Source organism: Campylobacter sp. CNRCH_2007_0968H (assembly GCF_025773245.1).
Classification (GTDB): Bacteria; Campylobacterota; Campylobacteria; order Campylobacterales; family Campylobacteraceae; genus Campylobacter_D; species Campylobacter_D lari_D.
The window spans coordinates 1-19,763 of the sequence record NZ_JAKMTQ010000003.1 but is presented as its reverse complement, the minus strand read 5'-3'; the positions used below and the strand labels follow the sequence as shown (position 1 = coordinate 19,763).

General features: G+C 28.9%; 22 protein-coding genes and 2 tRNA genes. 8 read left to right on the top strand and 16 right to left on the bottom strand.

Features of this window, described 5'->3' with window-relative positions:
* Window position 1 precedes the first annotated feature (1 nt).
* Window positions 2-592 (top strand): hypothetical protein, encoded by a 591-nt coding sequence (locus L8Y18_RS02210; protein ID WP_133319167.1) that lies wholly within the window; start codon window positions 2-4, stop codon window positions 590-592.
* Window positions 593-634: 42 nt separating this feature from the next.
* Window positions 635-1,156: a flagellar FLiS export co-chaperone gene (locus L8Y18_RS02205; RefSeq protein ID WP_133319168.1), complete on the top strand. Its 522-nt coding sequence runs from the start codon at window positions 635-637 to the stop codon at window positions 1,154-1,156.
* A gap of 28 nt (window positions 1,157-1,184) precedes the next feature.
* Here L8Y18_RS02205 and L8Y18_RS02200 read toward each other — a convergent pair whose 3' ends face one another.
* Window positions 1,185-1,724, bottom strand: coding sequence for a superoxide dismutase family protein (locus L8Y18_RS02200; protein WP_133319169.1), 540 nt, complete (start codon window positions 1,722-1,724; stop codon window positions 1,185-1,187).
* A 109-nt stretch (window positions 1,725-1,833) separates the two neighbouring features.
* Between L8Y18_RS02200 and L8Y18_RS02195 the strand changes: the two genes are divergently transcribed.
* The gene (locus tag L8Y18_RS02195) at window positions 1,834-2,715 is read left to right on the top strand and encodes a helix-turn-helix domain-containing protein (RefSeq protein ID WP_133319170.1); all 882 of its coding nucleotides are present in this window, start codon (window positions 1,834-1,836) and stop codon (window positions 2,713-2,715) included.
* A 66-nt stretch (window positions 2,716-2,781) separates the two neighbouring features.
* Complete coding sequence (locus tag L8Y18_RS02190) at window positions 2,782-3,618, top strand: ATP-binding protein (RefSeq protein WP_263676178.1); 837 nt, start codon at window positions 2,782-2,784, stop codon at window positions 3,616-3,618.
* Window positions 3,619-3,638: 20 nt separating this feature from the next.
* Here the strand turns inward: L8Y18_RS02190 and L8Y18_RS02185 are convergent, their stop codons facing one another.
* From L8Y18_RS02185 to L8Y18_RS02160, 6 genes are all read right to left on the bottom strand, one after another.
* Window positions 3,639-3,893 (bottom strand): zf-TFIIB domain-containing protein, encoded by a 255-nt coding sequence (locus tag L8Y18_RS02185; protein WP_133319172.1) that lies wholly within the window; start codon window positions 3,891-3,893, stop codon window positions 3,639-3,641.
* A 49-nt stretch (window positions 3,894-3,942) separates the two neighbouring features.
* Window positions 3,943-4,632, bottom strand: coding sequence for a uracil-DNA glycosylase (gene ung / locus L8Y18_RS02180; RefSeq protein ID WP_220567033.1), 690 nt, complete (start codon window positions 4,630-4,632; stop codon window positions 3,943-3,945).
* Between the two features lie 8 nt (window positions 4,633-4,640).
* A complete protein-coding gene (locus tag L8Y18_RS02175; RefSeq protein WP_263661453.1) occupies window positions 4,641-5,948 on the bottom strand; it encodes a sensor histidine kinase in 1,308 nt (435 codons plus the stop codon).
* Window positions 5,938-6,624 (bottom strand): response regulator transcription factor, encoded by a 687-nt coding sequence (locus tag L8Y18_RS02170; RefSeq protein WP_263676177.1) that lies wholly within the window; start codon window positions 6,622-6,624, stop codon window positions 5,938-5,940. The genes L8Y18_RS02175 and L8Y18_RS02170 overlap by 11 nt, the downstream gene beginning before the upstream one ends.
* 1 nt (window position 6,625) lies before the next feature.
* Complete coding sequence (locus L8Y18_RS02165) at window positions 6,626-7,051, bottom strand: DUF1104 domain-containing protein (protein ID WP_258108242.1); 426 nt, start codon at window positions 7,049-7,051, stop codon at window positions 6,626-6,628.
* Window positions 7,052-7,113: 62 nt separating this feature from the next.
* A complete protein-coding gene (locus L8Y18_RS02160; protein WP_263676175.1) occupies window positions 7,114-7,866 on the bottom strand; it encodes an SIMPL domain-containing protein in 753 nt (250 codons plus the stop codon).
* 89 nt (window positions 7,867-7,955) lie between these two features.
* Here L8Y18_RS02160 and mutY point away from each other — a divergent pair, with 89 nt between their 5' ends.
* Both mutY and L8Y18_RS02150 read left to right on the top strand, forming a co-directional pair.
* On the top strand, window positions 7,956-8,984 hold the full coding sequence (mutY, locus tag L8Y18_RS02155; RefSeq protein WP_263661456.1) for an A/G-specific adenine glycosylase: 1,029 nt from the start codon (window positions 7,956-7,958) through the stop codon (window positions 8,982-8,984).
* Window positions 8,974-9,825 carry a radical SAM/SPASM domain-containing protein gene (locus L8Y18_RS02150; RefSeq protein ID WP_263664482.1) on the top strand — a complete coding sequence of 284 codons (852 nt, stop codon included), beginning with the start codon at window positions 8,974-8,976 and terminating at the stop codon, window positions 9,823-9,825. The genes mutY and L8Y18_RS02150 overlap by 11 nt, the downstream gene beginning before the upstream one ends.
* Here the strand turns inward: L8Y18_RS02150 and L8Y18_RS02145 are convergent.
* From L8Y18_RS02145 to L8Y18_RS02130, 4 genes are read right to left on the bottom strand one after another with little or no spacing between them, the layout of a single operon-like run.
* A complete protein-coding gene (locus tag L8Y18_RS02145) occupies window positions 9,815-10,492 on the bottom strand; it encodes a class I SAM-dependent methyltransferase (RefSeq protein WP_263664481.1) in 678 nt (225 codons plus the stop codon). The genes L8Y18_RS02150 and L8Y18_RS02145 overlap by 11 nt on opposite strands.
* Window position 10,493: 1 nt before the next feature.
* Entirely contained in the window at window positions 10,494-11,369 is an 876-nt protein-coding gene (locus tag L8Y18_RS02140) for a CsgG/HfaB family protein (RefSeq protein WP_263676174.1), read from the bottom strand.
* Window positions 11,363-11,983, bottom strand: coding sequence for a penicillin-binding protein activator LpoB (lpoB, locus tag L8Y18_RS02135; protein ID WP_133319180.1), 621 nt, complete (start codon window positions 11,981-11,983; stop codon window positions 11,363-11,365). Before lpoB ends, L8Y18_RS02140 begins: the two co-directional genes overlap by 7 nt.
* 9 nt (window positions 11,984-11,992) lie before the next feature.
* Window positions 11,993-13,339: a hypothetical protein gene (locus L8Y18_RS02130; RefSeq protein WP_263676173.1), complete on the bottom strand. Its 1,347-nt coding sequence runs from the start codon at window positions 13,337-13,339 to the stop codon at window positions 11,993-11,995.
* 53 nt (window positions 13,340-13,392) lie between these two features.
* On the opposite strand from L8Y18_RS02130, the gene L8Y18_RS02125 reads away from it, so the two are divergent.
* Window positions 13,393-13,480, top strand: a tRNA-Ser gene (locus L8Y18_RS02125).
* Here the strand turns inward: L8Y18_RS02125 and L8Y18_RS02120 are convergent.
* The gene (locus L8Y18_RS02120) at window positions 13,481-14,131 is read right to left on the bottom strand and encodes a putative metalloprotease CJM1_0395 family protein (protein WP_263661462.1); all 651 of its coding nucleotides are present in this window, start codon (window positions 14,129-14,131) and stop codon (window positions 13,481-13,483) included.
* Window positions 14,132-14,257: 126 nt separating this feature from the next.
* Here L8Y18_RS02120 and L8Y18_RS02115 point away from each other — a divergent pair.
* A tRNA-Met gene (locus tag L8Y18_RS02115) sits at window positions 14,258-14,334 on the top strand.
* A gap of 245 nt (window positions 14,335-14,579) precedes the next feature.
* On the opposite strand, the gene L8Y18_RS02110 is transcribed toward L8Y18_RS02115, so the two are convergent.
* The 4 genes from L8Y18_RS02110 to L8Y18_RS02095 form a co-directional block, all read right to left on the bottom strand.
* The gene (locus tag L8Y18_RS02110; RefSeq protein ID WP_133319183.1) at window positions 14,580-15,221 is read right to left on the bottom strand and encodes a potassium channel family protein; all 642 of its coding nucleotides are present in this window, start codon (window positions 15,219-15,221) and stop codon (window positions 14,580-14,582) included.
* Window positions 15,218-16,561 (bottom strand): TrkH family potassium uptake protein, encoded by a 1,344-nt coding sequence (locus L8Y18_RS02105; protein WP_263660354.1) that lies wholly within the window; start codon window positions 16,559-16,561, stop codon window positions 15,218-15,220. Before L8Y18_RS02105 ends, L8Y18_RS02110 begins: the two co-directional genes overlap by 4 nt.
* Before the next feature lie 93 nt (window positions 16,562-16,654).
* On the bottom strand, window positions 16,655-17,989 hold the full coding sequence (locus L8Y18_RS02100) for an anaerobic C4-dicarboxylate transporter (protein ID WP_133319185.1): 1,335 nt from the start codon (window positions 17,987-17,989) through the stop codon (window positions 16,655-16,657).
* Between the two features lie 18 nt (window positions 17,990-18,007).
* Window positions 18,008-19,420: an aspartate ammonia-lyase gene (locus L8Y18_RS02095; protein WP_263661463.1), complete on the bottom strand. Its 1,413-nt coding sequence runs from the start codon at window positions 19,418-19,420 to the stop codon at window positions 18,008-18,010.
* Window positions 19,421-19,763 lie beyond the last annotated feature (343 nt).

The window sequence follows — 19,763 nt, the reverse complement described above, 5'->3', positions numbered from 1 at the left end:
AATGAGATATTTATATATTAGTTTAATAGCTATTTTTTTTAGCGCTTGCTCTTTGATTAATCCAAGTCAAACTTTACCTGCAAATAAATATTTTAGTATTAATTTAGAAAAGCTAGAGCAAAGTCAAAATAAAAAAAATGCAACTATTATAGTTTCCTTACCTAAAGGCTTAGCTTATACTAATGAAATTTTTTATAAAAAAGATTATACTATCAATACCTATGCCTATCATTTTTGGAAAGAAAATCCTGCTTTAATGATAAAATCTTTTTTGGAATTTCATTTGCAAGATTTAGGGGTATTTAAAGCAGTTTTAAATCAAGATAGTCTAGCTAGTGCTGATTATGTTTTAGAAAGTAAAGTGGATATTTTAGAGCAAGATTTTAGTGATGAGTTGCATTCTAAAATAAAGTTTGGTATTAATTTAAATTTAGTGCAAATAAACACTAAAAAACTTATAGCGAGTAAGTACTTTTACTATGAAAAAGAATTAAATGATAATAATCCTCAAATTTTAATCCAAAACTATGATGAGGTTTTTTTGCTTTTTGCTAAAGATTTTAGAGTTTGGGTAGATCAAAATTTGGAATAAAAAATGCTTTTCTTGTTATAGCAATAACAAGGAAGGTGTATTATGAGAGATGAATTAGAAATCTTACAAAAACATTTAGGACAAGTAGGTTCAAGTATAGATGGTGCAAATTTAAAACATCAAACGCAAAAATTTAGTGAAGATATTACTGATGCTAATGACTTTATAGGTGCTTTGCAAATTTTAGATTCCTCATTGAAAAAAATTTCAAAACTTCTAGAAGATAAAAACTATGAAGATGTGCAAGATAAAGTTTTAATTGCTAGTGAAAGTTTAAAAATAGTAGATAATTGCTCATTTTTAGGTAATGCTTTATTTGATAATAATTATAATGTAAATGTTGGTTCAAAGGCATTTGCTTTTGAAATTTATAATCCTTTAAAAATTTTAGAAACTAGTGATTATGAAGGTATGAAAGCTTATATAGTCGATAAAAGAGAAGAAATAGCTTCTATGCTTAGTGAGCTTGCAGTGGCTATTGCTACTTATAGTCCTAGTCAAAGTTTTGGCGGATCAAGCCATGATTTTATGGGTGATTTTGATTTTACTAAGCTTTTTAAATAACACTAAAGGCTAAAAAGCCTTTAGATTTTTATTTTATAACACCACATGCCATTCTAGCACCGCCACCGCCAAGTGCTGCAGGATGATCGCTGTGATTGTCTCCTCCAAAATGTATCATTAGAGCATGATTTTTAAGCTCATCAAGAGTTTTGATTTTTGGTGCTAATACAGGGTTAGTTGCTTTACCATCTTTTTCTACATAAAGTGGTGGTAAATCCCCTTTGTGACCTTTATCATCCCATGGGCTTGAGTGAGCATCTGTTTTTTCAGGATCCCAGTGTCCACCTGCTTTCATACCTAAACCTTTATCAGTTGCTCCACAATCAGCATTTGCATGAACATGAAAGCCATGAATTCCACTTTCTAAACCTTTAAGATTTGGATAAAATGCTACCCCATAAGGAGTTTGTACTGCTACAACTTCGCCTGCATCTTTATTAGCTTTTTTATCAAGAATTTCCATTTTGATAACTAAATGATCTTTTTGTGCTTTTGGATTAAAATTTTCTAAATTTGCTCCAAATAAAAAGCTTGATGCTAGTAAAGAACCTAGAATGATTTTTTTCATTTTTTCTCCTTTTTTAATTGAAATTAATTATATTGTAACATAAATTCTTAATAAAAAATATTTTTTATTGTATTATATAAATAATCAAAAAACTTATAAAAAGGTATATATGTTAATTTTTCCAAAAGATCTTGAAAAAATCAGTCAAAATGTTTTGAAAAATACTTTTTTTTCTTTATGTTGGTATCAAAAAGATTTTTCAAATGATAAAAATCAAGAAGTTGTATTTAAAGATTATGCTTTAGTATTTATTTTAAAAGGTTCTAAAAGTATTTATACTATGGATAATCAGTTTAATGTAAAAAAAGATGAGCTTGTGTTTTTTACAAAAAATTCTTTTTCCATTAGAGACTATTTAAATGATGAAAATATATATGAATCTATTATTTTGTGTTTTAAGGAAAGTATTTTAATAGAACTTATTTTTAAATATCAAGAATTAATTTGTAAATTAGATTCTCCAAAATATGCTAAAAGTTTATTTAGCTTAAAAACTAATCTGATAACTAAAGGTATTTTCGAGTCTTTCTTACCTTGTATAAATGAATTTAATGAGAAAAATGAATATCTGCTTAGATTAAAATTTGAAGAATTGTTTTTGTCTTTATTATATAGTGAAGATAATGCAGAGTTTTTAGCTTTTTTAAAAGCCATTTTAAGTGGTTTTAAATTAGAGCTTTATAAGATGTTTGCATATTGTCAAAATGACTTTGAAAGCGTAGCTTCTATGGCCAAATTTAGTAAAATGGATATAGCAAGTTTTAGTCGTAATTTTAAACAAAGTTTTGGTATTACTCCTAAAGAATGGCTTGATAACAAGCGTTTTGAAAGAGCTAAATTTTTACTTGAATTTTCTACAAAAAATATCACTCAAATTTGTTATGAACTTGGATTTAATTCTCCTGCTTGGTTTATAGCAAGATATAAAAAAAGATATGGCATTACCCCAAAACAAGAACAAAAGTCAAAAAACTTATATTTTTTATCTTAAAAATGATAGATTTTATTTTGGTTTTTTATTAGAATTTGTTAATAAAATTTAAGAAAGGTAACAATTATGAAAAAAAGTATTTTAACTTTGGCCTTATTTGCATTTTGCAGTGCAAATGCTTTAGAGGTTCAAGAATTTAAAGGTTTTGCACATCCTGAAAGTGTATATGTAGATAAAAATGCAGTTTATGTATCTAATGTAGGAAAAGATCTAACTCCGTTAAATAAAGATAATGATGGTTTTATTTCAAAATTAGATAAAGATGGAAAAATTTTGGAATTAGAATTTATAAAAGGTCTTAATGCTCCAAAAGGTATGTCTAAAATAGGTGATGTTTTATATGTGGTTGATATTGATATTTTATATGGCTTTGATATAAAAAATAAAAAAGAAATTTTCAAACTTCCTATAAAAAATGCGGTATTTTTAAATGATATTGCTGTGTTAAATAATGACACATTATTAGTTAGTGACACAGGTACAGGATACATCCACAAAGTATTTTTAAAGGATAAAAAATATGAAAACTTTATCCATTTAGATTCAAAATATGGTGGCCCAAATGGATTGTTAATAGATAAAAATACTTTATTTGTAGCAGGTTATGATCCAAGTGATAAAGCAGGCGGGAAAATCATTAGTATTGATTTAAATTCAAAGAAAATTCAAGAATTAAACAAAAAAATAGAACAATTTGATGGCATTGTGTATGATAAAAATAAAAATCTTTTAGTGTCAAGTTGGGGTAAAAATCTTCAAGGATATATTTATACTCTAAAAGACAATAAAGAAATAAAACTTGATTTGGCTTCTATAAAAGGTCCTGCAGATATGTTTTTTGATGGTGAGTATTTATGGGTGCCAAAAATGGCAGAAAATGCTTTAATTAAAGTAAAAATATAAAAACTTTTAAGCCTTTGGGCTTAAAAGTCAAATAATTCCCCAAGCCAACTTTCTTTTTTCTTGTATTTATAGCCGTTATTATGATGGTAGTTTGCTTGTTGGTTATAATTTTGTTGTTGAGGTTGTTGCGTACTTTGAGAAGAATTTCTTTCTATGATTTTATCAAGCTCACCACGATCAAGCCAAACACCACGGCATTTTGGACAATAATCAATTTCAACTCCATTTCTTTCGCTCATCAATAAGTCAGTATTTACACAAACTGGACAAGTCATTGTATTCCTTTTTTTGAAAATTTTTGAAAGTATATAAGTTTTAAGTAAATTAAGGGTTTAAATTCCAATCAATAAGACTTTTACCAAGTTTTGATAAAATTTCATTACTTTTTGAAAAATGCTTGCAACCTAAAAAAGCATTTCTCGCTAAAGGCGAAGGATGTGCTGCTTCTAGGATAAAGTGTTTTTGAGGGTTGATTAAATTTTTTTTATTTTTAGCATAATTTCCCCAAAGTAAAAATATCAATCCTTCTTTTTCATTGCTAAGTTTTGATATAACCGCATCGGTAAATTTTTGCCAACCAAAATGTGCATGTGAAGCAGGTTTATTTGCTTCTACACTTAAAATAGAATTTAAAAGTAAAATTCCTTGTTTAGCCCATTTACTTAAATCACCATGTTTTGCTATAGGGATGTTTAAATCATCTTGCAATTCTTTATAGATATTAAGTAAAGATGGGGGAATTTTAACACCCATTGGCACGCTAAAGCTCAAACCCATGGCTTGATGAGGGTTATGGTAAGGATCTTGTCCTAAAAGTATGATTTTTAAATCTTGTAAAGGGGTTAGATTAAAAGCATTAAAGATTAAATTCGCGGGTGGATATATAGTTTTTCTTTCATTTAAAGCATTGATATAATGAGTTTTTATTTCTAAAAAATAAGGCTTTAAAAACTCTTCTTTTAAAAATTCCTTCCAAGCGTTATCTATTTTAATTTTTTCTAAGCAAATTTCCATTTTTATCCCTACCAAGAAAGTATAAATTCACTTCCTTTATCTTTTTTACTCAAAACTTTTATGTTGATATTGTTTTTATCGGCTATTTGTTTGACTAAATTTAAGCCTATGCCAAAACCACCTTGGTCTTGATTAAAGCGTTTGTAGCGTGTAAAAATTTGAGTAATTTCTTTAGCGCTCATACCTTGACCTTCATCTTTAATACTAAGTGTTTTTTCTTTTAAACAAATAAAGATTTTTTTATTAGTATTGGTGTATTTTATGGCATTGCTTAAAAGATTGTCAAGTAAAATTTGCATTTCTTCTTTATTTGCATAGAAATTTTGCTCTAAAAGCTCTTTTTCAATGATGAGATTTTTTTGAGAGATTAAAGTGTCAAAATATTCTAATCTTTGTTCTAAAAGCTCTTTTAAATTTATATCTTCTTTTGTATTTTCTTTTTGTAAGAAAAAATTTAAGGCTATGAGGTTTTGATAGATATGATTTAAATTTTTACTTGCTAGTTTGATATGATTTAGTTTTTTAGTGTTATTTGGATTTAAATTTGTATCATCAAATTTTTTAATACTAGCTAAAATCACGCTCAAAGGCGTGTTAATTTCATGTGTGGTATCTTTAATAAAATCATTGAGTGTTTTAAATTGTTCTTTGATATTTTTAAAAACAAGCAAGATGAGTATATAAGCAATTATAGCAAGTAGTAAAATACATATAAGTGTATAAAAAATAGTTTTTAATTTTAGTTTCCAAAGTTCATTAGCATAATCGTTAATATCTAAATTATTGTAATTATCTTTGCGGTATTGTTCTTTTTTAAAGCCAAGATCTTCTGTTTCTATAATGATATGGATATTTTTATGTCTCAAAAAATGAGAATGGTGTTTTGGCTTTCTTAAATTACTCGTATCTATATAAGTATTAAGATTTCTAATCCTTGAAAAATCTATGAATAATCTTTTGTTTTCGTTGTAAATAAAGTTGTTTTCTTTAAGCTGTGTTAATATTTTTAAAGCATCAAAAGTTAAATTACTAAAAATGATTTGATTGTTTGCAACAATAGCAAATTGAGTATTTATTTTTTTAGAAATATAAGAAAAATCATCTTTGTTTAATAAATTTTTATCGTGTCTTGCTTCGATGATATTTTGTAAAATATAATTATAGTGAGTGTATGAGTGTGTGATTTGATTTAATCGTATATAATTTGCTTCTTTTTGATAAAAAGTAATAAAAAAAATCGTTAAAAATATGCCACTTGTGATGATATAAAGAGCTAGGATTTTAAAAATGGTATTATTAAAGTTTTCACTTTTCATTTTCTAGCCTAATGGCATAGCCTATATTTCTTTGATTGATGATAAGGTCTTTACCAAGAATTTTTCTTAAATTTTTGATATACACTCTAAGGCTCATAATCACAGGCTCTTCATCTAAACTCCAAATTTCGTCAAAAATAGTTTCTATATTTACAAAATGAGGGCGTTTTTTTAAAAGTAAAGCTAGGAGTTCTTTTTCTTTATTAGTTAGGTTGATAATTTCTTCATTTTGATAAAGGGTTTTATTGATAGGATCAAAAGAAATATTTTTTGAAGAGCTAAGTAAGATTAAGTCTTCTTTTTGATGACTAAAATTTCTTTTAATGATATTTTTTACACGGATAATTAAATCATCAACATCAAAAGGCTTTTTAATATAATCATCACAACCTGATAAAAATCCTTGTTTTACATCATCAAGCATGGATAAAGAAGTTAAAAATATAGCAGGAGTGTTTTTAGCACTTTCTCTTAATTCCTTTAATACTTCAAAACCATTGCCTTTTGGAACTTTAACATCAAAAATCCAAAGATCAAAATTTTCTTCATAAGCTTTTTCTAGTGCCTCTTGTGCATCATATACACAAGAGACTTTAAAACCTTCATCACTTAAGGCTTCATTGATGATTTCATTTAAGCTTAAATCATCTTCTAAGAGTAGAATTTTTGCTGCCATTTTATCTCATTGAGCAATTTCCATGATTTGCACCATGCCCTTGATGATTCATTTTATGGGCTTTGTGTTCATTTTTGTTATAATGATGTAAATTTAAATCTCGTATTTCTTTGCCACTCATTTCATCGGTTAGTTTTTGCATATCTTCTTGAACGATAGCCTTTCTTTGACTTCTTTCTTGAGGAGAAAGTTTAGAGATGTTTTCGCGTAAGTTACTTTTAAATTGTTGATGAAAAACTTTTGCGTCTTTGTATTTCATCTCATTCATTCTCTTTTTCATTTCTATAATTAAGTCAGCTTGATCTTGTGCTTTTACGCTTTTTGCAAGATTTAAAATTTCATCATTGCTTTTTTTGGAAAAATCAGCACTAAATGCTAAAGAGGCTGCTAAAGAGCCCATAATAAATAAACCTATAATTTTTTTCATTTTTTCTCCTTTAAATTAATGATGAGAAATTATAAAAACCCAAGATAAAGCCAAAATAAAATTTATTGACAAACAAAAAGCACATTAGCTTTTAAGCTTTGCTTTTCATTTTTAATAACAGGAAGCACTACACTATCTGCACTAGCTGTTAAACTTGGAGAATTGTATTTGATATTACAACTATCAAAATGAACATTTTTTACTATGCAAGTTTTTGTTAAAGTTTTAGAATAATATTGAGCTTTTTCAAAAGCTTTTTTAAGCGCAAGATCGTATAAATCTTCTTTGTTTGCTTCTAAGGTTGCTTCGTCAAATCCTGCTTGCAAGGCTTTAGTATTAAAAGAAATTAAAGTATTAGTATTGCTGATATTTTCTATATCTTTTATAAGATTTTCATAGTCTTTATTTTTATTTTGTGGGATTTGACAAGTGAAATTAGAATACAATCTATACCCATTAAGTGTTTTTACTCCTTGATAATAATTATAACTTGGCTCTAAAGTATAACTTCCACCTTTACAATAGTCTTCTTTGGCAATACGATCTGAAATTTCTTTGAAAGTTTTAGCAATATGATTTTTTTCATCACTAGAGATGATAGTTTTTTTACTAAGTTCTTCGCTCGCGCTAAAATTTAAAACAGCATTAAAAACATTTGGCATGATTTCATTTGATACTTCTATATTTCTTGAAAATTCTACATTTTGTTTATTATGATTTTTTAAACCTAAAAATTCAGTATTAAAAACTACTCCTAGTACAAACAATACCAAACAAAGTAATCCTAATCCTAAACCTTTTAAAAAACTTTTCATTTTTACTCCTTTTTAAAAATATTTTTTTAATTTTAACATAAAGCTTTTAAGAATAGATTGTATAATTTTTAAAAACAAAGAAAGTTTTAATGCGAAAAATTCATGAAAGTATTTTAAAATGGTATAACGAGAATGGTAGAAAAAACCTTCCTTGGCGTATTTTGCATAAAGAATATAGAAAATATGGTAGCGAGGATGATTTAAAAAAGCTAAAAAATATTGACAATGCTTATGCTGTTTATATTAGCGAGATTATGTTACAACAAACTCAAGTAAAGAGTGTTTTGCAAAATTATTATTTTCAGTTTTTAGCTAAATTTCCTTCTTTAAAAGCGCTTTCTATGGCAAGCGAAGATGAGGTTTTAAAAGCTTGGCAAGGACTTGGGTATTATACTAGAGCTAGGAATATACATAAATGTGCAAAAATTTGTGTGCAAGAATTTAATGCAAAATTACCATTTGACATAAAAGAGCTTCAAAAACTTCCTGGTATTGGAGAATATACAGCTGGTGCTATAGCTTGTTTTGGTTTTTTACAAGCTAAAGCTTTTGTGGATGCAAATATTAAAAGAGTTTTGAGTAGATTTTATAGTTTGCAAAATCCAAACTCTAAACTTTTAACGCAAAAAGCAAAAGAGTTTTTAAACTATGATAATGCATTTGATCATAATCAAGCTTTGTTGGATATAGGGGCTTTGATTTGTTTACCTAAAAATGCAAAATGCAAGCTTTGCCCCATAGAGAGTTTTTGTAGTGGAAAAAATGAATATGAAAAATTTCATGTATCTAAAAAAACTCAATATGAAAATATTATTTTAAATATACTCATAGTGCAAAAAAATGAGCAGTTTTTGCTTATCAAAAGTAAAGAAAAGCTATATTTTAATATGTATAATTTTTTAGAATACAATAAAGAAAAAAATGCAAAATTTATAGGTGAATTTAAACACTCTTACACCAAATATAAAATTAATGCCAAGGTGTATTTTTTAAAAGATGATGATTTTGAAGATTTCAAAGCAAAAGCATTTTCTTATAAAGAATTAGAACATCTTGCACTTTCAAAACTTGCCTTAAAAGCGTTTGAGCTTTTTAAAAAGAGTGATTATGCATTTTGAGAAAATTTATATAGAATTAAGTGATATTTGTGGATTAAAATGTGATTTTTGTCCTAGTCAAAAAGCGCAAAGAAAACAAATGAGCCTTGAAAATTTTGAAAAAATTTGCAAAAGTGTGCATAGTCATGCCAAGCTTTTTACTTTTCATGTGCTTGGAGATCCTTTAAGGGTTTTAAATTTAAAAGAGTATCTAAAAATAGCTTTTAAATTTAATATGCAAATAGAACTTACTACAAGTGGGTTTTATTTTGATGATGAGAAAATAAAACTTGTTTTAGATTCTAAAAACATACGACAAATCAATATTTCTTTGGGTGCTTTTTTATCTCAAAGTAGAATGAGTTTAAAAGAATACTTTGAGCCTATTTTGAAGCTTATTTTTTTACACTTAGAAAATAAAAACAATTCTTTTATCAATTTAAGACTTTGGAATTTAGATAAAAATTTCAACCCACCTTTAGAAAATGAGAAAATTTATGATTTTTTAGAGCAAAATTTTAAAGTAAAAATTCAAAAGCAAAAAGCTAAAAATCGCCTAGAAAGGCATGTTATATTACACCAAGCTAGGCTTTTTAAATGGCCTTCTTTGAAAGATGAGGTTATTAGGGAGAATGGGTGTTGTCATGCTTTAAATGGACAAATTGCTATTTTAAGCGATGGAACTTTAGTGCCTTGTTGTTTGGATACTAAAGGGGATATAAAACTTGGAAATTGTTTTGAAAAAGATTTTAGCGAGCTTTTAAATTCGTCTTTATATATAGAATTAAAAGAAGGCTTCAAGCAAGGAATTCTAAAAGCTGATCTTTGCAAAAGATGTGAGTTTTTGCAATTTAAAAACTGATTTTCCTTGCTCGGACAATTATGATTTCAGGAAATTCTTCATCTAAAAAAGGTTCTTCAAAAAATCCATCTATGATAAAACCATTTTTAAAACAAGTGTTGAAAATTTCTTCTAAAGAACGGTGGTAGTAGTGATGTTTTACAGGTTGTTTTTCAAATGCATACCCAAGATAATTATGCGGACTAAGATATTTTTTAGTTAATGTTACAAAACAAGGATGTTGAGTAGCAAAAACAAAAATTCCATTTTCTTTTAGTAGAAAATAAAGACTTTTAAATAAGGGCTGGATATTTTCCATATCCATGATAGCCATATTTGAAACAGCTTTGCTAAAGGTGTGTTTTTTAGTTAAATTTTGCAAAGTCAATTCATCGTTAGCGTCTATGGTTTGAAAATGAATTTTATGTAGAAAATTTTTCCATCTTTGTTTTGCTAATTTTATCATTTGATCACTATAATCAAAAGCATAAACATTTATGTTGTATTTTTTGCACATATAAGCGGAAAAATTTCCATTTCCACAAGCAATATCTAGAATATAATCATCATCTTGTATGTTTAGCAATTCTTCAACTTTAGGACGCACAACTTTTTTATGAAATTCATTAGAATCATCTCCCATTTGTACATCCCAAAATTTTGCATTAATATCCCATGCTTTTTGCATTTTAAAAACCTAAATTAACTCCACCTTCATTGTTGATTTGATAGTTTGCGTCTAAACCATGTTCTATTTCTTCTTCTTTGTCATTGTCTTTAGAATGTTTAAAAATATCTTCGGTAATTTTTGTAGCTATACCTCTAAGGGCTTTTTGTTTGCTTGATTTGCTTGTAGAACTCATTTTAAATTCTAAGGTATTGGAAGCTTTGATTTGAGTTGTAGCAAATTCTATCAAACGATAATCAATGTTAATATTATAAGTTTGAGTGTTAATTTCATTTTGTGTTTGTGTTATTTTAGGGTTTAAAATAAGTAAAAAATCAGCCCCTAAAACATTATAAAGCTTAACAAGTTCATCATCGCTTGCATTTTTTATAAGTAAAGATTTTTCTTGATTATAAAGATCAAGATTTGCTCTATCTAAAATTCTAAATTTTTTACTTTGGAGCAAAACGCTTAAAAGCTCTTGTTCAAATTTAGCCGAAAGTTCATCTTTAACTTTATTGATGATAATTAGCGAACTTTTATCTTCAAGATTTTTTTCACTATAAAGTTTTTTGTAAATCACAACTTTTGCATGGAATTCATTTTGATTTGCTTGAGTTAAAGATTTAATATCATAGCTATTAAAAACTCCATTGCTAACTAAGTCTATTTCTTCATCATAACCTATATTGAAATTTCCATTAAAGCTAAATTCGAATTTTTTAAGCTTAACTTGTTTTAAACCCTCCATTTTCCCAAGAGCTTCATTGATAGCATTTTTTATTGCTTCACTTCTTGTATTTCCAAAACCCTCACCATAACTTTCTTTGTTTAAAGCGCTTTGTGCTTGACAAAAATAAACAAGAGCGAAAAAAAGAATTAGTAGTTTTTTTACCATGTTACACTCTTGCTTTTACCTGTTTTATCAATAGTTTTTTCATCTTCCCAAAAAGCTAAACCGCTAGTTAAATCTGTAAGAATTAAATGGAAAAAATATTCAGTTTGGATTTTGCCATTATAAAGTTTAACGGTATCTTGTCTGATTTTACCAGAAAGTGAGAAATTTGGGGCCAAAAGTGTGCCTTTTTTAGCTATGGAATTTTGATTAAATTCTTCATTGTCTCTTAAATCTCTTACATCATGAGATAAACTATCTTTTGCTCCACCTGCTGCTACAGCGGTTGTTAATATAAATTTACCAGATTTTCTTAATGCTATAGTAATTTTTGAAGTGAGTTTATCTGTGTCTATTCTTTGCGGGGTGTCATTGATGATTTTTCCTATGGCAATAACTTTTCTATTAGAGCTATTTAAATTTGCAAAAGCAGGATCACTAAGCAAGCTTTGTATCATATCTTCAGCAGTTTTTTCAAAATCTTCTCTATCAAGTCCTAAAGTAAGTGCGTTTCCTTGAACTTTTTGCGAAGCTTTACCATCAGTATATTTTGGTTGTGAAGAACAAGCGCTGAAAATCAAAAGCGCAAAAACCATAAAAAATAAACTTTTTTTCATTTTATCTCCTTATTTTTCTTTAATTTTGTAAATAATATTTGAATTTGGCACAAAAGATCTTATAAGCACAATATAATTTTTATCTTTTTCCAGCTCATCTTCAAAGATTATTTTTTCTTTATCATTATAAATTTTAACTAAACCTTCATTTTTTAGCATTAAAATACTAGCACTTTTTGGTAAAGCTTGCCACATTCTAAGATCTGCTTTATTGATTAAAGCAGTGCTAACAGTGCTAATAAATGATAAAAAGCCACTAGAATCATTATTAGCTATGGCTAAATTAATTGAAGTTTTAAGAGCGCTTGAGGCTAGGGTTTTCATCACCATAGAGGGTAAAAGAGTTTTAAATTCACTTGCTATAATATCATCAAAATAAATTAAATTTTGTGTTTTTTCATCTTGACTTTGCAAGAATTTATAAGAAGCATTTCTTGATTTTAAATAAGCAAAAGCTACACTAATATTTGCAAGATTATCATTAAAAACAAATGGTAGGGTAAGATCAAATTCTTCTTTTGTAGCACTAAAACCATCTTCATAAATGATAAAAATATATTTTTGTTGAGGGAAGGTTGTTTTTAAATGAGTGAATTTTTCAAATACTTGAAATTGTTTTTGAAGTTGTTTGTTTTTTACATCGCTTAATGCTACTTCTTTTAAAAGCTCATAAGCTTTAATATAATCTTTATCAAAAAAGAAAAATAAAGCACTAAGATAGCTAGCATAGATATTAGTATAATTTTTATTTGCGTTAAATGTGCTAAGAAGATTGTTATATTGTTTATAGATAGGGCTTAAATTTTGCTGAAAACTCGCATATGTTTTTTTATCTTTTTGAAGTTCTTTTTGGTATTCTTCTTGAGCTTTTTGTATGTAATCATAAAAATATTCTTTCATTCTATCTTGTCTGTATAAAGCTCTGTTAAACTCTACTCTTGCATTTTTAAAATCTCCCAAGCTCATATAATTTAAACCTTTGTAGGTATTTAGCATAATCCTTTCGTAAAAATAACCTTGATAATCATTGATGGTGTCATTAAGTAAAATTTCGCTAAAATTTCTTGTGGCTTTCTGAAGCCCGTTTTGTAAATCTACATCATATTTGTAAGCCTCTTCTGCTTTATCAAAAAAAGCATTACTTTTTTCATAATCTTTACAAACTCTTGCTAAAGAGGCTAAATTTAACCCTGTGTATATAGTGTCTTTGTCTGCATTTTTTAAAGTTAAAGTATTTTCATCACATTGTTTGTTTATAAAGGCTTTTTCATAAGATAAATTAACATTAGCATGATTTGAACAAGCACTTAAAAAAAGTAAAATAAAAAGATAAAAACAAGAGTAAAAAAGCTTCATAAAATCCCTTTTTTAGTATAAATTTAAAAAAATAAGTTATAATTTTCATTTTTAGAGAGGTGTCCGAGTGGTCGAAGGAGCACGCCTGGAACGCGTGTGTGGGGTAACTCACCGAGGGTTCGAATCCCTTCCTCTCTGCCACTATGCACTTTTATTATACTGACTTCCTATGTAATCTTGTGATGAATTTTGTGTGTATGATTTTATGGCTTTAGAATTTGGATTTGCTTTTTTATCGTCTTCGTCTTTATTTTTATCATTTTGAGTCTTTGATTCTTCTGCTTTTATTTTAGCTTGCTCGGTGCGCGCATCATTTTGCATTTGCATAGCATTAGCTGCTACTTTATAATCTTGGGGGCTAGGATCAGCTGGTGCCATAGCTGCAGCAATTACTTGCATAGCATTGGCTATAGTTTCTTCAGGAGTATTGCCTTTTTGCATTCTTATAGGCACTTCTCCTTCAACTGCATACATTTTATTATCAGGACCTCTTGTATAGCCAAAACTTGCAGCTCCTGCTAAGGCTCCACCTGCTGCTTGGTGGGCTGCTTCATGAGCCCTTACTTCTCTGTCGATTTTTTCAAGCTCTCGTACCTGTTTTACTTCTTCACTACTTAAGTCTTTACCATTAACTTTTTGAGTTTTTTCATCTTTTTCTTGATCGTTTTTATTTTCTTTTGTTTGCTGTGGGTTTTCTTTTTCAGAAATATTTTCTTTTGTTTGTTCTTTGTCTTTGTTTTGATAAGGATTTTGCGTATAAAAGGCACCGCCATAACTTGAGCTAATTTGCATTAAAATCCTTTTTAAATATAATTTCATATTTTTAGCACAAAAAAGTTAAAAAATATATAAAATTTATAAAATAAGTATTTTATAAAATGTTAAGCAAAATAAAGTATAATTTTAACTTCTTTTTATGTCAGGGTAGCTCAGCTGGCTAGAGCGCTGGTCTCATAAGCCGGAGGTCGGGAGTTCAAGTCTCCCCCTTGACACCACTTAAAATATCTTTTTAATGTTATATTTATTTTTTATATTTTCTAAATTAGCTTTCAAGAATGCTTATAAGTATAGTTTTTTGATTATATTTAATTTATTGTATGGTTTTAATGCCCTTATTTTACAAGGACATTAAAAATTTAGTGACCCAGGATATGGATTGGGTCTGTGTAGTCGTGCACTAGAGTTTCTTTTCTAGATTTATCATATTGATAGTGCAAAGTAAAAGTAGCATTTAAAATCTTCAATAATCATATTGATTAAGTTCTTCTTGAGTGCCAAGTAGCATTAATATATCGTTTAAATAAGCGGTATTTTCTAGATTTGGCATAATGCTCCAAGTATCATGTTGTTTGTGTGCAATGACTTTTAAATTTTGTCCAATGGATTGCAAGGTTTTCCCCGCTAAATTCTCATCGATTAAAAGTTTTGCTACCTTTATGGTGTTGGCTGAAAGATCTATGATTTCAAAATTTGGATTAGTGATAAGAATTTTAGCTAAACGCTTTGCAGATTCTTTTTCAGGATAGATGACTTTATTAACCCCAAGTTTTGAAAGAATTTGTCCATGTGTAGAAGAATTTGCTTTAGCTATGATATTTTTTACCCCTATTTCTTTTAAGGCCATGAAGGTAAGTATGCTTGATTCTAGATTTTCACCTATACTAAGTATGACAACATCAGCATTTGAATAGCCCGCTTCTTTCAAAGCTATAGTGTGAGTAGAATCTAAGATATAAGCAAAATCCGCATGATCTTGCAACTCTTTAACAGCTTCTTCATCAATATCTGAAACAATAACTCTTTTGCCTTGGTCAATAAGTTCTTTTGCTAAAACAGAGCCAAATCTTCCAAGTCCTATAATACCATAAGTTTCTTTTTTCATAGTATGATTTTTCCTTTTGGGTAATTTAAATATTTTTCTTTTTCTTTAAAAAATATACTAAATAAAAACGCAAGCACGCCCACTCTACCGCTAAGCATTAGTAAAATAACAATAAGTTTGCTTTCGGAGCTAAAAAGCGCACTAAGTGATAAGGTCCCACCATCGCCAACTGAAACACCTACTGTGGCAAATGCTGAACTTGTTTCAAAAAGCAAAGGTAAAAAACTTTTATCATCTTCAATCAAAGATAAAAGCAACACGCAGGTAATAATATAAACAATTGAACTTACTGCTATAATGAAAGCTTTATTAATAGTTTCGCTTGGAATTTCAAAGTTAAAAATTCTTGTATTACTATCTTTAATACTCCAATATGCATAAATTAATAGTACCGCAATAGTGGTTACTTTAATGCCCCCTGCAGTTCCACCTGGTGCACCACCTACAATCATAAACAAAGATCCAAAAAATAAGCTTGCATCCTTAAAGGTGCTAAGATCAAGAGTGTTAAATCCTGCAGTTCGGTAATTTACCGCTGTAAAATATGCACTCATAATTTTATCAAAAAGAGAAAATTCTCCTATGCTTTTTGGGTTATGATATTCAAATAAAAACACAATCAAACTTGCAAAAATGATTAGTATAATAGTGGAAATTAAAACAAGCTTTGTATGCAGACTTAGACTAGCAAAGCGTTTTTTTGAAAAAAAGTATAATTCTAGCAATACAAAATAGCCCAAACCGCCAATAATAATCAAAGAGGTAATGATAAAGTTAATCCAAAAATCATCCCTATAAGGCATTAAGCCACTTTCAAATATGCTAAAACCTGCATTATTAAAAGCAGAAATGGAGTGAAAAATACTAGCCCATAGAGCATCAGTTAAATTCATATCTAATTTAAATCTTAAAAATAATAAAACAGCACCAACAATTTCAATAGCAAATACAAAAAATAAAACCTTTTTCAAAAATCCTACAAGCCCATCAGCACCAGGATAAATTAAGGATTCTCTTAAAAGATTTTTTTCCCCAAAACTCATCTTTTTCCGTACTAAAATATATAAAGCCATGGCTATACTCATATAACCTAAACCACCTATTTGGATAAGTAGTAAAATAACAAGCTGTCCATAAAAACTAAAATCTAATGAAGTATTTAGCACAATGAGTCCTGTCATACTTACAGCTGAAGCACTAGTAAAAAATGCATCTAAAAAAGATATTGGTTTAGTGTGCATAATGGGTAGCATAAGGATGAAAGTGCCAAAAAGAGCTATAAGTATATAACCTATAAATAAGATTCTTATATTATTTCTATCTAAAGATAATTTTGCCATTTTATTTCTTTAAAAATTAAAAAAACATTCTACTTAAAATTAGTTAATAAGTAAAAGAAGAAAACTTTCCGCTAAAAGCGGAAAGTAAGAGCATTAAAGCATTCCTACTGCTAAAAATCCTAATGAAACAGCAATAGCAATAGCCAATACACCCGGGATAAAGAATGCGTGATTAAATATAAATTTTCCAATTCTTGTTGTACCTGTATCATCCATTTGAACTGCACCTAATAAAGTAGGATAGGTTGGAAGTACAAAAAGTGCTGAAACAGCAGCAAAACAAGCAACTAGCATATAAGAATCTGCAGGATTTGTAGCTGAAATTCCTAATGCAGCAACGATAACTGGAACAATAGCTTTTGCAGTAGCTGCTTGAGAGTATAAAAGCATACTAGCAAAGAAGAAAGCAACTGCAAGCATAGCAGGAGTTTGTTTAACCCATTCACCCGCTACTTCTTTAATACCTGCTTCATGGCCTGCAACGAAAGTATTTCCAAGCCAAGCAACACCAAATACACATACACAAGCTGTCATACCTGATTTAAATACACTTGTATCTAAAATTTTTGCAGGTTCAACTTTACATAAGAATGTAATTAAAGTTGCAGCAGTTAATAAAAAGCTCATAATTGCAGCATCTCTTGGGATAACTACAGGATCGATCCATTTAATATTATTAGAAATTGCAGTAGCATAAAGAACAACTGCTAATACCGTAAATAAAAATATAGCAACTGAAAGTTTTGCACCCGGTTTATCTTCACTATGTAAAACATCTGAAGCACTTTTTACAAGACCAGCTTTTAAGCGTTCTTGATATACAGGGTCTTTGCTAAGATCCATTGGAGTAATTAAACTTACAATAAAAGCTGTAATCATACAAGCAGCAAAAGTAGTTACAATCCAAATTCCAATTAATGCAGGATAGTTCCAGCCAAGTGGCTCTAATACACCAGTCATATAAACAACAGCAGCACTAACTGGAGAAGCTGTAATACCAATTTGTGAAGCAACAACCATTAATGAAAGTGGAGCTGATGGCTTAATATTTTGAGATTTTGCAACATCAATAACAACAGGCATTAATGAAAATACTGCATTACCAGTACCTGCTAAAATAGTAAGTAACCAACCGCAAGCTGGTGCAAGATAATTAATGAATTTTGGGTGTTTACGCAAAATTCTTTCAGTAACTTTTACCATGTAGTCTAAGCCACCTGCTTGTTGCATTGCAGAAATCGCAGCAATAGCAGCAGCGATGATTAAAATAACATCCCAAGGAATATTACCTGGCTTCATGCCTAAAACAAGACCTAAAATAACAACACCCAAACCTCCGGCATAGCCTATTGCTATGCCTCCAAGGCGGATACCTATGAATATTGCCCCAAGGAAGACAACAAGTTGTAAAATAATCATAATATCCATGATTAAACTCCTAAGTTATTAAGCTTTTCTTTTTTCTGTCATATGAGGATTTAACATATTTTCTGGTGTTAAAATCTCATCAATTTTTTCTTTTGGTAAATAGCCTCTTTCAAGACAAATATCACCTACTGCTTTTCCAGTTTCTAGAGCTTCTTTTGCAATACTTGCAGATTTTTCATAACCTAAAACAGGATTAAATGCAGTCACGATTCCGATTGAATTTAATACAAGTTTTTTGCAGTTTTCAGGATTTGCTTTTAATCCTTTAATAGCTTTTTCAGCTAAAGTTTTCATTGCATTTTCAAGCAATACGATCGAGTTAAATAACCCATAAGCAATGCCTGGCTCAAAAGCATTAAGTTCAAATTCACCTCTTTCAGAGCAAAGCATAATAGTAACATCATTACCTATAACTTCATAGCAAGCTTCGCCAACTGCTTCACAAATTACAGGGTTTACTTTACCTGGCATAATAGAACTACCCGGTTGCATAGCAGGCAAACTAATTTCAGCTAGACCGCATCTTGGACCTGAATTCATCAACCTTAAATCATTTGCGATTTTAGATAATCTTACAGCTGCAGTTTTTAATGCACCACTTACATGTACAAAATCAGCTGTATCTTGAGTAGCTGCAATGAAATCTTCAGCAGGTTTAAAATCAACACCAGTGATTTCTTTTAATTTTTTCTCAACCACAAATTTATAATCAGGGTGGCAGTTAATTCCTGTTCCAATAGCTGTAGCACCTAAATTTAAATAGCTCATTGACTCACGAGCTGCTGTGATCTTTTCAATATCACTTTTAATATAGCTAGCAAAAGCATTGAAAGTGTTTCCTAAGGTTGTAGGAACCGCATCTTCAAGTTCTGTTCTACCCATTTTGATGATATCTTTGTATTCTTTAGCTTTAGCTTCTAATTCAGCTTTTAAGCCTTCCATAGCTTTTAAAAGATCACTAAGTTTTGCATAGGTTGCTACTTTGATTGAGCTTGGATAGGTATCGTTTGTAGATTGACCTAAATTTGTATGATCATTTGGGTGAAGGTATTGATATTCTCCTTTTTTATGACCCATACTTTCAAGAGCAATATTTGTGATAACTTCGTTAGTGTTCATATTTGTGCTAGTACCAGCACCACCTTGGATCATATCCACAACAAATTGATCTAAAAATTCACCAGCAATCAATCTATCGCAAGCTTTAGCAATAGCATCAGCTTTATCTGCATCAAGAACTCCAACTTCTTTGTTAGCTAGAGCAGCTGCTTTTTTAACTTGAGCAAAAGCTTTTACAAAATAAGGATAATCTTGCAGTCTTCTACCACTCATATTGAAGTTTTCTAGTGCTCTAAAAGTTTGCACTCCATAATAAACTTCATCAGAAATTTCTAACTCACCAATAAAGTCGTGTTCTTTTCTTGTTCCCATGATGTACTCCTTGTGGGTTTTATTTAAGTTTCGTTTATGAACTTAATAGGTATTATATAACAATTTTTTATAAAAGTTTCATAAAATTTTCCAATTTTTTCTAATTTTAATAAAAATATATAAAATAATATAAAGTATTGATATTCATTTTCTAAATAGTGGATATTTTATGGATAATTTTATTTATAATGATATTAATTATATTTATTTTTTGTATATTTTTTTGAAATATTTGTTGAAGTTATGATTGTAATGGGTATGATTTTTCAGATAATTTGATTATAAGCTATCATCTTAACACTTAAAATCTTATATCACTCAAACTAAACCCTTAATGGGTTTA

Coding starts and splice junctions, on each gene's coding strand:
- mutY (WP_263661456.1), top strand. CDS start 7,956: ATGCGAAAAATTCATGAAAGTATTTTAAAATGGTATAACGAGAATGGT.
- lpoB (WP_133319180.1), bottom strand. CDS start 11,983: ATGAAAAAAAGTTTATTTTTTATGGTTTTTGCGCTTTTGATTTTCAGC.
- L8Y18_RS02100 (WP_133319185.1), bottom strand. CDS start 17,989: ATGGATATTATGATTATTTTACAACTTGTTGTCTTCCTTGGGGCAATA.
- L8Y18_RS02120 (WP_263661462.1), bottom strand. CDS start 14,131: ATGCAAATTAGCTCAAGTTATGGCGGTGCCTTTTATACGCAAAATCCT.
- L8Y18_RS02185 (WP_133319172.1), bottom strand. CDS start 3,893: ATGACTTGTCCAGTTTGTGTAAATACTGACTTATTGATGAGCGAAAGA.
- ung (WP_220567033.1), bottom strand. CDS start 4,632: ATGGAAATTTGCTTAGAAAAAATTAAAATAGATAACGCTTGGAAGGAA.
- L8Y18_RS02105 (WP_263660354.1), bottom strand. CDS start 16,561: ATGGCAAAATTATCTTTAGATAGAAATAATATAAGAATCTTATTTATA.
- L8Y18_RS02175 (WP_263661453.1), bottom strand. CDS start 5,948: ATGAAAAGTGAAAACTTTAATAATACCATTTTTAAAATCCTAGCTCTT.
- L8Y18_RS02160 (WP_263676175.1), bottom strand. CDS start 7,866: ATGAAAAGTTTTTTAAAAGGTTTAGGATTAGGATTACTTTGTTTGGTA.
- L8Y18_RS02150 (WP_263664482.1), top strand. CDS start 8,974: ATGCATTTTGAGAAAATTTATATAGAATTAAGTGATATTTGTGGATTA.
- L8Y18_RS02110 (WP_133319183.1), bottom strand. CDS start 15,221: ATGAAAAAAGAAACTTATGGTATTATAGGACTTGGAAGATTTGGCTCT.
- L8Y18_RS02190 (WP_263676178.1), top strand. CDS start 2,782: ATGAAAAAAAGTATTTTAACTTTGGCCTTATTTGCATTTTGCAGTGCA.
- L8Y18_RS02130 (WP_263676173.1), bottom strand. CDS start 13,339: ATGAAGCTTTTTTACTCTTGTTTTTATCTTTTTATTTTACTTTTTTTA.
- L8Y18_RS02095 (WP_263661463.1), bottom strand. CDS start 19,420: ATGGGAACAAGAAAAGAACACGACTTTATTGGTGAGTTAGAAATTTCT.
- L8Y18_RS02205 (WP_133319168.1), top strand. CDS start 635: ATGAGAGATGAATTAGAAATCTTACAAAAACATTTAGGACAAGTAGGT.
- L8Y18_RS02145 (WP_263664481.1), bottom strand. CDS start 10,492: ATGCAAAAAGCATGGGATATTAATGCAAAATTTTGGGATGTACAAATG.
- L8Y18_RS02195 (WP_133319170.1), top strand. CDS start 1,834: ATGTTAATTTTTCCAAAAGATCTTGAAAAAATCAGTCAAAATGTTTTG.
- L8Y18_RS02165 (WP_258108242.1), bottom strand. CDS start 7,051: ATGAAAAAAATTATAGGTTTATTTATTATGGGCTCTTTAGCAGCCTCT.
- L8Y18_RS02210 (WP_133319167.1), top strand. CDS start 2: ATGAGATATTTATATATTAGTTTAATAGCTATTTTTTTTAGCGCTTGC.
- L8Y18_RS02170 (WP_263676177.1), bottom strand. CDS start 6,624: ATGGCAGCAAAAATTCTACTCTTAGAAGATGATTTAAGCTTAAATGAA.
- L8Y18_RS02140 (WP_263676174.1), bottom strand. CDS start 11,369: ATGGTAAAAAAACTACTAATTCTTTTTTTCGCTCTTGTTTATTTTTGT.
- L8Y18_RS02200 (WP_133319169.1), bottom strand. CDS start 1,724: ATGAAAAAAATCATTCTAGGTTCTTTACTAGCATCAAGCTTTTTATTT.